The 13,369-nt window shown below is 70.6% G+C and carries 16 protein-coding genes; 4 read left to right on the plus strand and 12 right to left on the minus strand.

Features of this window, described 5'->3' with window-relative positions:
• Nucleotides 1-2: 2 nt before the first annotated feature.
• Together ACA514_RS14020 and ACA514_RS14025 are read right to left on the minus strand one after the other, a co-directional pair.
• A complete protein-coding gene (locus ACA514_RS14020; protein ID WP_375041538.1) occupies nucleotides 3-1,964 on the minus strand; it encodes an acetoacetate--CoA ligase in 1,962 nt (653 codons plus the stop codon).
• A gap of 257 nt (nucleotides 1,965-2,221) precedes the next feature.
• Nucleotides 2,222-2,782: a TetR/AcrR family transcriptional regulator gene (locus tag ACA514_RS14025; RefSeq protein WP_375041539.1), complete on the minus strand. Its 561-nt coding sequence runs from the start codon at nucleotides 2,780-2,782 to the stop codon at nucleotides 2,222-2,224.
• A 90-nt stretch (nucleotides 2,783-2,872) separates the two neighbouring features.
• On the opposite strand from ACA514_RS14025, the gene ACA514_RS14030 reads away from it, so the two are divergent.
• Complete coding sequence (locus ACA514_RS14030) at nucleotides 2,873-3,421, plus strand: cupin domain-containing protein (RefSeq protein ID WP_375041540.1); 549 nt, start codon at nucleotides 2,873-2,875, stop codon at nucleotides 3,419-3,421.
• A 14-nt stretch (nucleotides 3,422-3,435) separates the two neighbouring features.
• Here the strand turns inward: ACA514_RS14030 and ACA514_RS14035 are convergent, their stop codons facing one another.
• The 6 genes from ACA514_RS14035 to ACA514_RS14060 all read right to left on the minus strand — a co-directional run bounded on the left by ACA514_RS14035 (nucleotide 3,436) and on the right by ACA514_RS14060 (nucleotide 8,026).
• Entirely contained in the window at nucleotides 3,436-4,146 is a 711-nt protein-coding gene (locus tag ACA514_RS14035; protein WP_375041541.1) for an HAD family hydrolase, read from the minus strand.
• Between the two features lie 201 nt (nucleotides 4,147-4,347).
• Nucleotides 4,348-5,979, minus strand: a complete 1,632-nt coding sequence (gene pruA, locus ACA514_RS14040) for an L-glutamate gamma-semialdehyde dehydrogenase (protein WP_375041542.1) — start codon at nucleotides 5,977-5,979, stop codon at nucleotides 4,348-4,350.
• A gap of 134 nt (nucleotides 5,980-6,113) precedes the next feature.
• On the minus strand, nucleotides 6,114-6,677 hold the full coding sequence (locus tag ACA514_RS14045) for a Uma2 family endonuclease (protein WP_375041543.1): 564 nt from the start codon (nucleotides 6,675-6,677) through the stop codon (nucleotides 6,114-6,116).
• Nucleotides 6,678-6,821: 144 nt separating this feature from the next.
• Complete coding sequence (locus ACA514_RS14050; protein WP_375041544.1) at nucleotides 6,822-7,004, minus strand: DUF397 domain-containing protein; 183 nt, start codon at nucleotides 7,002-7,004, stop codon at nucleotides 6,822-6,824.
• Between the two features lie 42 nt (nucleotides 7,005-7,046).
• Nucleotides 7,047-7,229, minus strand: a complete 183-nt coding sequence (locus tag ACA514_RS14055) for a DUF397 domain-containing protein (protein ID WP_375041545.1) — start codon at nucleotides 7,227-7,229, stop codon at nucleotides 7,047-7,049.
• The gene (locus tag ACA514_RS14060; protein ID WP_375041546.1) at nucleotides 7,220-8,026 is read right to left on the minus strand and encodes a Scr1 family TA system antitoxin-like transcriptional regulator; all 807 of its coding nucleotides are present in this window, start codon (nucleotides 8,024-8,026) and stop codon (nucleotides 7,220-7,222) included. Before ACA514_RS14060 ends, ACA514_RS14055 begins: the two co-directional genes overlap by 10 nt.
• Before the next feature lie 158 nt (nucleotides 8,027-8,184).
• Between ACA514_RS14060 and ACA514_RS14065 the strand changes: the two genes are divergently transcribed.
• A complete protein-coding gene (locus ACA514_RS14065) occupies nucleotides 8,185-8,583 on the plus strand; it encodes an ATP-binding protein (RefSeq protein WP_375041547.1) in 399 nt (132 codons plus the stop codon).
• Nucleotides 8,584-8,619: 36 nt separating this feature from the next.
• The gene (locus ACA514_RS14070; RefSeq protein ID WP_375041548.1) at nucleotides 8,620-8,814 is read left to right on the plus strand and encodes a hypothetical protein; all 195 of its coding nucleotides are present in this window, start codon (nucleotides 8,620-8,622) and stop codon (nucleotides 8,812-8,814) included.
• A 16-nt stretch (nucleotides 8,815-8,830) separates the two neighbouring features.
• On the opposite strand, the gene ACA514_RS14075 is transcribed toward ACA514_RS14070, so the two are convergent.
• Together ACA514_RS14075 and ACA514_RS14080 are read right to left on the minus strand one after the other, a co-directional pair.
• Nucleotides 8,831-9,340: a hypothetical protein gene (locus ACA514_RS14075; protein ID WP_375041549.1), complete on the minus strand. Its 510-nt coding sequence runs from the start codon at nucleotides 9,338-9,340 to the stop codon at nucleotides 8,831-8,833.
• A gap of 17 nt (nucleotides 9,341-9,357) precedes the next feature.
• Nucleotides 9,358-10,011, minus strand: coding sequence for an HAD family hydrolase (locus ACA514_RS14080; RefSeq protein WP_375041550.1), 654 nt, complete (start codon nucleotides 10,009-10,011; stop codon nucleotides 9,358-9,360).
• Between the two features lie 61 nt (nucleotides 10,012-10,072).
• On the opposite strand from ACA514_RS14080, the gene ACA514_RS14085 reads away from it, so the two are divergent.
• Nucleotides 10,073-11,269 carry an acyl-CoA dehydrogenase family protein gene (locus ACA514_RS14085; RefSeq protein ID WP_375041551.1) on the plus strand — a complete coding sequence of 399 codons (1,197 nt, stop codon included), beginning with the start codon at nucleotides 10,073-10,075 and terminating at the stop codon, nucleotides 11,267-11,269.
• Nucleotides 11,270-11,430: 161 nt separating this feature from the next.
• Here the strand turns inward: ACA514_RS14085 and ACA514_RS14090 are convergent, their stop codons facing one another.
• Together ACA514_RS14090 and ACA514_RS14095 are read right to left on the minus strand one after the other, a co-directional pair.
• Nucleotides 11,431-12,327, minus strand: coding sequence for an N-acetylmuramic acid 6-phosphate etherase (locus tag ACA514_RS14090; protein WP_375041552.1), 897 nt, complete (start codon nucleotides 12,325-12,327; stop codon nucleotides 11,431-11,433).
• A complete protein-coding gene (locus ACA514_RS14095) occupies nucleotides 12,324-13,286 on the minus strand; it encodes a MurR/RpiR family transcriptional regulator (protein ID WP_375041553.1) in 963 nt (320 codons plus the stop codon). Before ACA514_RS14095 ends, ACA514_RS14090 begins: the two co-directional genes overlap by 4 nt.
• Nucleotides 13,287-13,369 lie beyond the last annotated feature (83 nt).

Raw genomic sequence — 13,369 nt, forward strand, 5'->3', positions numbered from 1 at the left:
CGTCAGGGCGTGAAGTGCGTGAGCACTTCGGGGTTGGCCATGGCGCCGCGGTTGGCCGCCTGGTCCACCGGAGTGCCCTGAAGGATCTTGCGGACGGGGACCTCCAGCTTCTTGCCCGACAGCGTGCGGGGGATGCCGGGGACGGCGGTGATCTCGTCCGGGACGTGCCGCGGCGACAGCGCCGAGCGGATCTCGCGCTTGAGCCGGCCCGCGAGGTCGTCGGTCAGCGACGCGCCCTCGGCGAGCTGCACGTACAGCAGCAGGCGGCCCTCCTGGCCGAGCCGTCCGGTGTCGATGACGAGGCTGTCGGTGATCTCGTCGAACGCCTCGACGACGCGGTAGAAGTCGGACGTTCCCATCCGGACCCCGCCGCGGTTGAGGGTGGAGTCGGAACGGCCGTAGATGACGCAGCCGCCGTCCGACTGGATTTTGATCCAGTCGCCGTGCCGCCACACGCCCGGATACATGTCGAAGTACGACTCGCGGTAGCGCTCGCCGTCCTCGTCGTGCCAGAAGAACACCGGCATGGACGGCATCGGCTCGGTGATGACCAGCTCGCCGACCTCGTCCACGACCGGCTTGCCGTCGTCCCCGAAGGCCTCGACCTTGGCGCCGAGCCCGCGGCATTGGATGACGCCCGCGCGCAGCGGCAGCAGCGGCGACGGCCCGACGAACCCGGTGCACAGGTCGGTGCCGCCGGAGAAGGACCCCAGCAGGAGGTCCTTGCCGACCTCCTCGTAGACCCACGCGAACCCTTCGGGCGGCAGCGGGGAACCGGTGGAACCGATGCCGCGCAGTGCCGACAGGTCGAATTCGCGTCCGGGGTGGCGTCCGTCCTTCGCGGACGCGGTGATGTAAGGCGCGCCCACACCCATGTAGGTGACGCCGCTTTCGGCGGCGAGCTTCCACAGGTCGAGCGGTGCGCCGTCGTACATGACGATGGTGGCGCCCACCTGAAGGCCGCCGATGAGGTAGTTCCACATCATCCAGCCGGTGGTGGTGAACCAGAAGAAGACGTCCCCCGGGCCGACGTCCTGATGGAACGACAGGGCCTTGAGATGCTCCAGCACCACTCCGCCGTGCCCGTGCACGATCGGCTTGGGCAGCCCGGTGGTGCCCGACGAGTAGACCACCCACAGCGGATGGTCGAACGGGACGTCCTCGAACTCGATGGTGTCGTGGTCGGTGCGCGGGAGGTCGCCGTAGTGCATGCCGACGCGCAGACCTTCCGGCGTGGCCGCCGGGTCGAGGTACGGGATCAGCACCGTGGCCGCCAGCGTCGGCAGCGCCGCCTCGATCTCGCCGACGATCTCCCGCCGGTCGAACGTCCTGCCGTTGTAGGCGTAGCCGTCCACCGCGATCAGGACCTTCGGTTCGATCTGCGCGAACCGGTCGATCACCGAGGAGGATCCGAAGTCCGGCGAGCACGACGACCAGATGGCGCCCAGCGACGCCGTGGCCAGGAAGCAGATCAGCGCCTCGGGAATGTTCGGGATGTACGCCACGACCCGGTCGCCCTTGCCGACGCCCAGGTCGGCCAGGCCCGCCCGCACCTCCGCGACGTGCAGGAAGAGCTCGCGGTAGGACAGCACCCGGTGCCCGCCGGCCTCCGACCGGAACACCACCGCGGTCTCGTCCGGCGTCTCCTCGGCGCGGCGCAGCGCGTTCGCGGCGTAGTTCAGGGTCGCGCCGGGGAACCAGCGCAGGCCGTCGACCGGCGTGGGCCCGCCCTCGCGGACCGGGCCGTCCCCGCGCTCCCCCACCACGTCGAAGTACGACCAGATCGCGTCCCAGAAGGCGTCCACCTCGGTGACGGACCAGCGCCAAAGGTCGTCATAGGACTCGACGCGCACGCCCCTGTCCCACAGCCAGTGGATGAAGCGGGTCACCCGCGCGTTCGCGACGACCTCCTCCGACGGCTCCCACAGCGCCGCTCCCTCGGAGACCTCGTGATCACGCGACATCGCTCTCCCTCCCCGCCGCGCTGGTGCGCGACCCTCCCAATATTCGGCCTCACCGACCGGCCCGCGCAACTTCCGCCGACCCTGCGCGCGCTGCCCCGGCACCGGCGTCCCATCGCAGGTCACAGGCGTTAGGACGCGGCAATCCGCGACCACCACACATCAGGACGCCCGGCCATCCCCATGCCCCACACACCGGCGTGTCCCGGGCCGTGCGTGGGCTCCGGGTACCTCCGCCGGCGCGCCCGCCGGGGGCAGCGTCATGTCGGCAGGAAGATGGCGGTGGCCTCGTCGGCGAGTACGGCGGAGTGCGGGGCGTCCGGGTCGGTCTGCGCCAGGTGCAGCAGCCCGAGGATGGCCGCGTAGGCGACCCGTGCCCGGGACTGCGCCCGGTCCGGCGGCAGGCCGAGTTCGCGGTAGGTGCGGGCGAGGAGGTCCAGCCGGGCCCGGTTCACCTGGCCGACCGCGTCCCTGACGCGGGGGTCGTTGCGGTCGCCGAGCAGGCTCAGGTGCACCGACGGCGCCAGCGGCTGGACGGCCTGCACGACGACGGTCAGCAGCTCGCGCAGCCGCCGGGCCGGATCGGCGATCGCGGCGAATTCGGCGAGCCCCTCGTCGCCGTGGCTTCGCGCCCACTCCTCGAGCGCCGCCGTGATCAGCTCGTCCCGGTTGCGGTAGTGCGCGTAGAAGCTGCCCTTGGTCACGCCGAGTGTCCGCGCCAGCGGTTCGACCGCCACCGCGGCCAGCCCGCCGTTAGCGATCGCCTTCAGGGCGGCCTGCGCCCAGTCCCGGGCGGACAGCCGGGTCGACTCGTTCACCACGCGGCACAGGATACGCCGGCGTATTGACGGCGGCCCGAGACGGAACATACGGTGGCGTATCAATACGCCACCGTATCAAGGAGGGGTCGGATGGAGCGTACGAAGATCCGCCGGGTGGTCACCGGCCATGACGCCGACGGCAGATCCCGCGTGGTCGACGACCGCGACGTCGAGCCCATCACTTCCGAGCTGATGCCCGGCTGCGCGTTCTTCCGCCTGTGGGGCCGGGACGAGCGCCCCGCGTTCCCCGACGACGGCTCGCCGCGCCGCGCCGAGGACTGGTATCCGCCGCGGGACGGAACACGCTTCATGATCAACACGGTTCCGCCGGGTGAGCCGCTCCCGCCTCCGGCGCTGGACACGGCCGCCGCCCTGGAAGAGCTGGAGCGGCGGATGCCGGGCGCGATGGCCGCGAACGAGCCCGGCGCCCCCGGCATGCACACCACCGACACCCTCGACTACGTCCTGGTCGTCGCGGGCGAGGCCACGCTGGAGCTCGACGACGGCGAGCAGACGGTCCTGCGGGCGGGAGACGTGGTCGTCCAGAACGGCACCCGGCACGCCTGGCACAACCACGGCACCGAACCCTGCACGATCGTCGGCGTCGCCATCGGCGCCGACCGCATCCCACCCGCCTAGGAACTGGGGCGAGGTCAGATGCGGGTCAGCTCGGCGACGGCGTCCACCACGGTGTCGGTGTCGGCGAGGGTCGCGAGGACGCGGTCAGCGCCGGCCGACCGCAGCTCGGCCTCGGTCGCGCTGCCGGTGGCGACGGCGATGATCGGTGAGCCCGCGATGTGAGCGGCCTGCACGTCGCGGGGCGAGTCGGCGATGTAGACGGTGGCCGACTCGGGGTAACGGGCGCCGTGCCGTTCGCCCGCACGGGCGCGGGCGACCTCCAGCAGCGCGGCCTTGCTGTAGACGCCGTTCTCGTAGCCGCCGGCGCCGAGGTCGAGACGGTCGGCGAGGCCCAGCTCGGTCACCTTGAGCACGGCGTTCGGCTGGATCGACCCGGTGAGCACCGACTGCACCACCCCGGGCACATGGGCCAAGGCCTCGACGGCCTCCCGGGCCCCGGCCAGCACCCGGCCGTGCGCCCGCAGGTCGGCACGGCGGCTCGCGAACGCCTCGGTGAGCGCGGAAACGAAGGAGGGCAGATGGTCGTCGGTGGTGACGACGTCGTTGAACGCCAGCGTCTCGAAGATGATCTCCGACTCGGTGCGCCCGGGGGTGGGGGCGAGCCGCAGGAGCGGCCGCCCGACCGTCCGCTGGAACGCCTCCGCGTAGGCGTCCCGGGTGACCCGCCCGACGTCGACCAGGGTGTGATCGATGTTCCACAGCACCAGACGGTTCAACGTCGACATCCCGTTCCCATGCACGGCTCGTAAGGGGTCGGCGGGCGCCCTCCCGGCGCCGGCCGCCCCGCCGTCCGGCGGGGCGGACCAATCGTCGGCCCTCCCGGCCACCGTCCGCAACCGCGCCCGCCCTCCCCTTCCGCCACGCGGCCGCCGGTGCCGAGAACCACTTGCCGGGGATCGGCGCGGCAGCGGGTGGCGGGCCGGCCGTCAGGGGCCCATGTGGGGGTAGCGGTGGTCGGTAGGCGGGACGAAGGTCTCCTTGATGGCGCGGACGTTCGTCCAGCGGATGAGGTTGAACACCGAGCCGGCCTTGTCGTTGGTGCCGGACGCGCGGGCGCCGCCGAAGGGCTGCTGGCCGACCACGGCGCCGGTCGGCTTGTCGTTGACGTAGAAGTTGCCCGCGGCGAAGCGGAGCTTCTCGGTCGCGGCGGCGATGGCGGCGCGGTCGCGCGCGACGATCGCGCCGGTCAGCCCGTACTCGGAGACGCTCTCCATCTGGGTGAGGACGGAGTCGTAGTCATGGTCGTCGTAGACGTGGACGCCGAGGATCGGCCCGAAGTACTCGGTGGTGAAGATCTCGTCGGTCGGGTCCGACGACTCCAGCACCGTGGGCCGGACGAAGTAGCCCACCGAGTCGTCCAGCTCGCCGCCCACGAGCAGCCGCATGCCGTCGATGCCGCGCGCGCGTTCGATCGCGCGGCGGTGCTTGGCGAAGGCGCGGTCGTCGATCACGGCGCCCATGAAGGCCGACAGGTCGTCCGCCACGTTGCCCATGGTGAGGCCCTCGACTTCGGCGCAGAAGTCGTCGCGCATGCCGTCCCAGATGGAACGCGGGATGTAGGCGCGCGACGCCGCCGAGCACTTCTGTCCCTGGTACTCGAACGCGCCGCGCACGAGCACGGTCTTCAGCACCGCCGGGTCCGCGGACGGGTGCGCCACCACGAAGTCCTTGCCGCCGGTCTCGCCGACGATCCGCGGGTAGCCGTGGTAACGGGCGATGTTCTCCCCGATCGTCCGCCACAGCGCCTGGAACGTGGGCGGCGAACCGGTGAAGTGCAGCCCCGCCAGCTCCGGACTGGCCAGCGCGACGTTCGACACGGCCTGCCCGTCTCCGGTGACCAGGTTGATCACGCCGGGCGGCAGCCCGGCGGCCTCCAGGAGACGCATGGTGTGGTGCGCGGCGAGCTGCTGGGTCGGGGACGGCTTCCAGACCACGACGTTGCCCATCAGCGCGGGCGAGGTCGGTAGGTTCCCGGCGATCGCGCTGAAGTTGAACGGGGTGATGGCGAGGACGAACCCTTCCAGCGGCCGGTACTCCATCCGGTTCCACACGCCCGGCGAGGAGTTCGGCTGCATCTCGCGGATCTGCCGCGCGTACGCGACGTTGAACCGCAGGAAGTCGATCAGCTCGCACGCGGAGTCGATCTCCGCCTGCTGCACGGACTTGGACTGGCCGAGGATCGTCGCCGCGTTCAGCGTGGACCGCCACGGCCCCGCCAGCAGCTCGGCGGCCCGCAGGAAGATCGCGGCCCGGTCGTCCGGCGCCATGGCCCGCCACCCCGGCGCGGCCTCCCGCGCCGCCGCGATCGCCTCCGCGACGTCGGCGTCGGTGGCGTCGCCCATCCGCCCGAGCACGTGCCCGTGGTTGTGCGGCTCGACCACGTCGATCGGAACGCCGGCGCCCATCCGGCGCTCGCCGCCGATCGTCATCGTCAGCTCGGTCTCCGCGCCGCCGAGCTCCTTGATCTTCGCCTCCAGCGCCGCCCGCTCAGCGCTGCCCGGTGCATACCCCTTGACCGGCTCGTTCACCGGTACCGGCACGTTGGTGACGGCGTCCATGTGGCCACTCCTCGCGAGTCCGCTGCCGACAAGCCGCCCCTACCCGCGCCCACCGCCCGCACTCCAGCGAACGAAAGACACCGAACGACCAAGGCGCGCCAAGGGCGTGCCTGGCGGTCACCGTCAGACGGCATCTACTGCCGGGAGAGTCCAGCCGGATCGATTGCCATGGGGAACGGGGCGTCCAGATGGGTGGTCGCGCCCGCGAGTGCGGTCGTTCGCTCCACGTACCGGCCGCCGTCCAGTTCGTAAACGACGAGCATGGGGGCCGGGTCGAACTCCAGGCGCCAGAAGTGCGGGACGGCGGCCTCCGCGTACAGCATTGGCTTGACCTTGCGGTCCATGGTGCGGTTGCCGGGGGAGACGAGTTCTACGACAAGCTGGACCGCGTCGATATCGACCTTGACGGGGTCGTCGGCGGTCGCGCCGGCGTCGGCCACGACCAGATCGGGGACCACCAGCCCGGACGGCAGGACGACGTTGACGCCTTCCAGGATCTCCATCGGTGCGCCGACGGCTCGGGCGGCCGCGTCAAGGGCAACGTGGAGGCGAAACGAGGCCCGCTGGTGACGGACGCCGGGCGCGGGCGACATCACAAGGGACTCCCCCAGCAGCTCGTAGCGGGTCGTGCGGTCTTCGGGCAAGGCCAGGACGTCGGCGACGGTCCAGGGTCCGGTGTGATCGGTGGCAATGCTCATTCCTCTCACCTCCTCGTCCGACCAGCAGTCTCGGTGTTACCACGACGGTGGTACACGGCCAGCATACGGGCGCTCCCACCTGCTGACACGAGGTTTCGCCACTGGGCCCCATCGGAGCCAGGGCTCAGTCCTGCATGGGGGGCTTCAGCGCTTGAGGGCCGCTACCAGGGCCGCGAACTCGTCACGACCCACGACAAGCTTCGGGCCGTCCGGGTCCTTGCTGTCACGGACGCCGACCACCGCACCGAGATCGGCGAGCTCAACGCAGTTGCCGCCGTTGCTCGAGCTGCGCGACGACTTCCGCCAGGTCGTCTGACTCACAACCATGATCGTCTCCTCTGAAGCGGCGGATCAGCTCCACCGACTGCTTCAGTGCTTAAGTGCCGCCATCAGGGCCGCGAACTCGTCACGACCCACGATCAGCTTCGGGCCGTCTGGGTCCTTCGAGTCACGGACGCCCACCCCCTCCGGGAGTACGGCCAGCTCTACGCACTCTCCGCCATTGGAGGCGCTGCGAGACGCCTTGCGCCAGCGAAGATCGTTCAAGTCCATCTGTCCTTCACCGTTCTTGAAATCAGGTCGGCCGACTGGCCGACGGGTAGTGCCAGAGAGCGTATCTCCCGAAGCGCGCGGCGTACCTCAAAGATGTCCTCTACCTCGCCCATCGTGAAGCCGCGCGCCACGGTCTCCACGTACGCCACCTCCGTGAGGTCTTCCAACGTTGCGCACGTAAATGATCCGACGTTGCCGATGTGCTCACCATGGGACGGGACCACCTGAATCGTGACCCGGCTCGAGGGCGGATTCAGCAAGTGTTCCAGTTGATCTCTCATCACCTCCGGCCCGCCGACCTCGCGATACAGGACGCCTTCATCCATCAGGAAAGTACAGTCAGGCGGATCCTCACCGGCAAGAATCTCCTGGCGCTTCAGCCGAGCCGCAATGGCTTCCGCGTTTCCGTGCAGCACGGCGGTCGCGTACGCCGGTGTCTGCAACAAGCCATGGACGAGCATGGTCTGCCAGCTCTCCAGCGCGCCCGCCGACTCTTCGATGCTCACCCAGTCGAACCACACCGGGAAGGCGGCATCCTTCACCAGGTCTTCCCAGAGCGTGATCAGCTCGCCGTTCGCCTCAAGGATCTTGTCCATCTCCCTGGCGAACTCCAGCGTGCAGCGAGTCCGGCCGGTCTCGACCGCACCGATGTACTGGGGAGTGACCCCCTCTCCGTCGCGTGCCCGTGCGGCCAGGTTCTCCTGACTCCAGCCCTTGGCGTCCCGGAACCGCCGCAACCGCCGGCCGAACGGAAGCAGCGCCGGGCTGACCTTGGCCTTGAAGCGACGTGGCGTCATGCCGTAATCGTCCCTCAACCGAGGGTCAAGTCGCCAGCAAGTTGAGGGAACTCGCCGCTGGTCACTTACCCAGCTCCACCTGCACTTCGTCGCGCTCCGCGTGCACTTGATGACTAACTGGTGGCCCGTCAGCCGAATCCCTTCGAAGGTCGTGTCAGATGTCCGCAGCCGCGCAGTCACCGGAAGTCCCGACGATCGTCCTCGATCCTGTCGCCGACGCTCCTCGTCTCGCTCGTGAGTTCCTCGGCAAGTGCTTTGCCGAGTGGGGCATTCCCGACGACTACCTGGGCCGGCTCATCGTCTGCGAGCTGGTCACCAACGCCTACCGGCACGGTGAAGGGCCCATCGTCGTCCGGCTGCCGCGTGACAGCGACGGGCAGCCCGTGATCGAGGTGTGGGACTCGGGCGAGGGCCGTCCTGTGGTGAAACCGCAGAACTACGCCGCCGTCTCGGGACGGGGTCTTCAGCTCGTTGCCGAGTTCGTCCGGGACTGCTGGGGCGTCCGTCCGCTTAGCGAAGGCGGCAAGGCCGTCTGGGCGAAGCTGCCGACCACCTGACCTGGCGAGGCGTCGAGACGGTTGAGGAGATGCGCGATGGACGAGTCTGTGACGCTGCTGCTTCTGCGGCACTTGTTCCCGCACTGGTCGATCACGTTGGACGGTGGCGTCTGGAGAGCCAGTGGGCGGGTTCTGATCTCTTCGAGCCACCTTGAGGGGCTGCTCGATCTGCTCCATGTGGCCGATCCCGCCGGTGTGGGACGGGCCGCTGATCTGCTGGAAGAGCGGTGACCGAGGCCATGCGGGGTCAGGGCAGGAGGTCGGGGAGTTCCTGGGTGGCGTACCAGAGGAGTTCGTGGCCTTCGGCGCCGTCGACGGTGAACAGGGCGTCGTCGTCGCCGGCGTCGGCGGCGGAGAGGGCCTCGACGGCGGCGGTGACGTCGGCGATGGCACCGGTGTCGTCGACGTGGCCGGAGGCGATGCGCTTCCACGGGACGGGCGCGGTGATCTCGACGAGGGAACGGTCGTCACCGTCGATGGACGCGTCGCCGCGCGCCCAGGAGACCGCCTGGTCGGGGATCTCGGCGGCCAGCACGACGCGGCGGCGGGGCGCGGACGGGTCGGCGGCGAGCAGGCGCAGCGAGGCGCGGGCGGCCGCGGTCAGCGCGGCGTACTCCAGCTCCTCCTGGTCGCCCTCCGCGTACCACTCGCGCAGCGCGGGCGTGACCGCGTGGCCGGCGAGCGGCGCGGGTCCGGCCTCGCGGGCGGTGTGGACGGCGGCGAGGAGGGTGAGCGTGGACGGAAGATAGACGCGCATGACGGTTCGTCAGTCTGTCATGGGAGGAGGCCCAGCTCGCGCAGTTCGGCGATCGTGGCGTCGGCGGATGTGTGGTGGATACCGCGGATGCCGAGGGATTCGGCGGCTCGGATGTTGTGCTCGATGTCGTCGATGAAGACGCATTCGGCGGCGTCGAGGCCGAGCAGGCCGAGCGCGTGCCGGAAGATCCGCTCGTCCGGCTTGCGCATGCCGACCTCGCAGGAGATGACGACGGCGTCGAAGAGGTCGGCGAACAGGTCGCGCGGGTAGTCGTTGCCCCAGGAGTTGGAGAGCAGGGCGGTGCGGGTCCCGGCGGCGCGGGCCGCGCGGAGCGCCTCGTACATCGGCTCGACCGGGGCGAACGCGCCGAACATGCGGGAGATGAGGCCGGGGGCGGCGACCGGGCCGCCGTCGACGGTGAGCAGCTCGGCGGCCAGGAGGCGCTCGAACTCCGCGGGAGCGAGGGAGCCGTCCTCGAGTCCGTGGATGGGGTTGGAGCCGGCGCCGTCGTAGGCCTGCTTCACCCAGGCGCGCATCACCGTGCGGTAGCGGTCGGCGTCGATGCGGTCGGCGGCCAGCCAGGTGCCGACGGCGTCGTTCAGGGGGGAGGTGAGGACGCCGCCCCAGTCGGTGATGACGGCTTTGACGGTCTTCGGCTGTTCTGCGGGCACGGGCCGATGGTAGGCGATCCCGCCCGCATTGACCGAATCCCGTTCTGCCAGACTGGCCGGCATGGACTTCGAACTCAGCCCGAAGGCGCTGGACTACCGGGAACGACTCCAGGAGTTCATGGACGGGCACGTGTACCCGGCGGAGCCGGTGTACACGGCCTGGCGCGCGGAGAACGACCCGCACGCGCTGCCGCCGATCGTCCAGGAGCTGAAGGCGGAGGCGCGCGAGCGGGGCCTGTGGAACCTGTTCCTGCCGGACGTGTCGGGCCTGTCGAACCTGGAGTACGCGACGCTGGCCGAGCTGACGGGCCGTTCCCCCGACCTGGCGCCGGAGGCGGTCAACTGCGCCGCGCCGGACACCGGGAACATGGAGGTCCTGCACATGTTCGGGACCCCGGAGCAGAAGGAGCGGTGGCTGAGGCCGCTGCTGGACGGGGAGATCCGCAGCGCGTTCGCGATGACGGAGCCGGAGGTCGCCTCCTCCGACGCCACCAACATCACCACCTCGATCGTCCGGGACGGCGACGAGTACGTGGTCAACGGCCGCAAGTGGTTCATCACCGGCGCGGCGGACGAGCGCTGCAAGATCTTCATCGTGATGGGCAAGACCGACCCGGACGGGCCCGCGCACCGGCAGCAGTCGCAGATCCTGGTACCGCGCGACACCCCGGGCGTGACGGTCGTCCGGCACCTTCCGGTGTTCGGCTACCAGGACCAGCACGGCCACTCGGAGATCCTGTTCGAGGACGTCCGGGTGCCGGCGTCGAACCTGATCGCGGACGAGGGCGACGGGTTCATGATCGCGCAGGCGCGGCTCGGGCCCGGCCGCATCCACCACTGCATGCGCGCGCTCGGCATGGCGGAGCGGGCGCTGGAGCTGATGTGCCGCCGCGCCGTGGACCGGGTCGCGTTCGGCGGGCCGCTCGCCAAGCAGGGCGTGGTGCGCCAGCAGATCGCCGAGTCGCGGATGGCGATCGAGCAGGCGCGGCTGCTCACCCTGAAGACCGCGTGGCTGATCGACAGGCACGGGTCCAAGGGCGCCCGGTCGGAGATCGCCGCGATCAAGGTGGTCGTGCCGCGGATCACCCACGAGGTGCTCGACCGGGCGATCCAGCTCCACGGCGGCGCCGGCGTGTCCGACGACACCCCGCTGGCCGCGATGTACGCCTGGGTCCGCGCGATGCGGATCTTCGACGGCCCGGACGAGGTGCACGTGCGCACCGTCGCCCGCCAGGAGCTCCGCCGCTACGAGCACTGACGCGCGCGTCACCGGAAGAACGCCGTGGCCTCCGTGGTCATGCGATCGGTGCGGGGGCGATCGCATGACCACGGCTGCCCCGGCGAGCCGGCGGGGGCCGCCGCCGGGCTCCGGCAGGGTCCGTCCCGGCCGAGCTCAGCCGGCCGGCGGGGTGGCCGGGATCAGGCTGATCTGAGGCGTTGCAGCGCCTCCCTGACGCCGCCGTCGGTCTCCTCGAGGACCACCGTGGCGCGCGCCGCCGGGACCTCGCCGAGCAGCGAGACGAGCGCGACGCGGGTGTTGCCGCCCGCCTCGTTGAGCGCGTTCTCGCAGGTGCGGGCGTCCATGCCGGTGGCCTCGGTGAGGATGCGCACCAGCCGGGCGCGCAGCTTGGAGTTCAGCGCGTTCACGCTGACCATCAGGTTGGAGTAGGTGCGCCCCATCCTGATCATCAGGGTGGTGGAGAAGGAGTTGAGCACCAGCTTGGTCGCGGTGCCCGCCTTCATCCGGGTGGACCCGCTGATCACCTCGGGTCCGGTGGCCAGGCCGATGTGCACCTCCACTTCCTCGCCGTACGGCGTGTGCGGGTTGCAGCTGATCAGCGCGGTGCGGGCGCCGATCGCGGTGGCGGCGCGCAGCGCGCCGATCACGTAGGGGGTGCGGCCGCTCGCGGCGATGCCGATGGCGACGTCCCCGGGCTGGACCTCGCGGGCGTCGCGCATGCCGAGCTCCATGTCGTCCTCGACGTCGGAGATCGCCTGGGACAGCGCGCCGGGGCCGCCGGCGTGGTGCGCGACGACGCGCCCCCAGATGCCGAACGTCGGCGGCAGCTCCGCGGCGTCGATGACCGCGAGGCGGCCGGACGTGCCGGCGCCGAAGTAGTGCACGCGGCCGCCCGCGCGCAGCGAGTCGACGGCGAGGTCGACCAGCCGGGCGACCTCGGGCAGGACGCCCGCCACCACCATCGGGACGGTGGCGTCCTCGGTGTTGATCAGGTGCAGCACCTCCAGGGTCGGCAGCGTGTCGACGTCGAGGGTGCGGGGGTTCCGGCCCTCGGTCGGGAGCTCGCAATCGATCACCGACGCCTCCGGTCGGGTCGCACGGTCCGGCCGCGGACCGCCGAGAACGTGGCTTCCAGGGCCTTGCGGGTCGGCCCGTAGGTGCGCTGCGCCACTCCGACGAAGACGCAGTCGACCACCGTGAGCTGCGCCAGCCGGCTGGCGGTGGCGCCGGAGCGGAAGGTCGTCTCCCGCGCCGCGGTCGTGAGGATCAGGTCGGCCACCTCCGCTATGGGGGATTTCGGGAAGTTGGTCAGTGCCACGGTCGTGGCGCCGTTGCTCTTGGCGACCTCCAGGGCGTCGATGGTCTCGACGGTCGCGCCGGTGTGCGAGATGCCGAGCGCCACGCTGGTCGGGCCCAGCACGGCGGCGCTGGTGAGCATGATGTGCGCGTCGGCCCAGGCCGAGCAGACGCGCCCGATGCGGTGCAGCTTCTGCTGGAAGTCCATCGCGACGAAGGCGCTGGCGCCGACCCCGTAGACGTCGACGCGGTCGGCGGCGACGACGGCGTCGACGACCTGTTCCAGCATCTTGATGTCGAGCTGGTTGGCGGTCTCCTCGACGGCCCTGGCATCGGCGAAGGTCACCTTCTCCACGATCTGCTCGAGTGAGTCGTCGGGACTGATGTCGCTGCCGATGACCCGCCCGCCGCTGGCGCTCTGGGCCCGTCCCGCCTCGGTGGCGAGGGTCAGTCGGAGCTCTGGATAACCATGGAACCCGATCGCGCGGCAGAACCTGATGACGGTGGTCTCGGAGGTGCCACAGGTCTGGGCGAGTTCGGTGATGGTGGAGTTGGCGACCCCTTCGGGGTCGTCGATGACGCGTTGGGCGACTCGTCGCTCGGCGGGGGGCAGCGAGGGCAGCAGCGAGCGGACCCGCACCACGGTGCTCAGCGGCGTCGCGTCCTTGCGCGGCGCCTCGCCTCCTGCCGCTCCGGGCTCCCCCGCGCTCCCCGGCTCGGGGCGGATGGGTTTCCTCATGGAAGAAAGTTTCTTACTGGCTGGATGTCACGTCAACGGTAGAAAAGGCTACGGTCGCCCTGTGTTGACCCATTTGGCCGGTC

The organism is Actinomadura sp. NTSP31 (assembly GCF_041951385.1).
GTDB lineage: Bacteria > Actinomycetota > Actinomycetes > Streptosporangiales > Streptosporangiaceae > Spirillospora > Spirillospora napierensis.

Excerpts from the sequence above, each read along its gene's own strand:
- ACA514_RS14020 (WP_375041538.1), bottom strand. The coding sequence starts at position 1,964 with ATGTCGCGTGATCACGAGGTCTCCGAGGGAGCGGCGCTGTGGGAGCCG.
- ACA514_RS14030 (WP_375041540.1), top strand. The coding sequence starts at position 2,873 with ATGGAGCGTACGAAGATCCGCCGGGTGGTCACCGGCCATGACGCCGAC.
- ACA514_RS14035 (WP_375041541.1), bottom strand. The coding sequence starts at position 4,146 with ATGTCGACGTTGAACCGTCTGGTGCTGTGGAACATCGATCACACCCTG.
- pruA (WP_375041542.1), bottom strand. The coding sequence starts at position 5,979 with ATGGACGCCGTCACCAACGTGCCGGTACCGGTGAACGAGCCGGTCAAG.
- ACA514_RS14045 (WP_375041543.1), bottom strand. The coding sequence starts at position 6,677 with ATGAGCATTGCCACCGATCACACCGGACCCTGGACCGTCGCCGACGTC.
- ACA514_RS14050 (WP_375041544.1), bottom strand. The coding sequence starts at position 7,004 with ATGGTTGTGAGTCAGACGACCTGGCGGAAGTCGTCGCGCAGCTCGAGC.
- ACA514_RS14055 (WP_375041545.1), bottom strand. The coding sequence starts at position 7,229 with ATGGACTTGAACGATCTTCGCTGGCGCAAGGCGTCTCGCAGCGCCTCC.
- ACA514_RS14060 (WP_375041546.1), bottom strand. The coding sequence starts at position 8,026 with ATGACGCCACGTCGCTTCAAGGCCAAGGTCAGCCCGGCGCTGCTTCCG.
- ACA514_RS14065 (WP_375041547.1), top strand. The coding sequence starts at position 8,185 with ATGTCCGCAGCCGCGCAGTCACCGGAAGTCCCGACGATCGTCCTCGAT.
- ACA514_RS14070 (WP_375041548.1), top strand. The coding sequence starts at position 8,620 with ATGGACGAGTCTGTGACGCTGCTGCTTCTGCGGCACTTGTTCCCGCAC.
- ACA514_RS14075 (WP_375041549.1), bottom strand. The coding sequence starts at position 9,340 with ATGCGCGTCTATCTTCCGTCCACGCTCACCCTCCTCGCCGCCGTCCAC.
- ACA514_RS14085 (WP_375041551.1), top strand. The coding sequence starts at position 10,073 with ATGGACTTCGAACTCAGCCCGAAGGCGCTGGACTACCGGGAACGACTC.
- ACA514_RS14095 (WP_375041553.1), bottom strand. The coding sequence starts at position 13,286 with ATGAGGAAACCCATCCGCCCCGAGCCGGGGAGCGCGGGGGAGCCCGGA.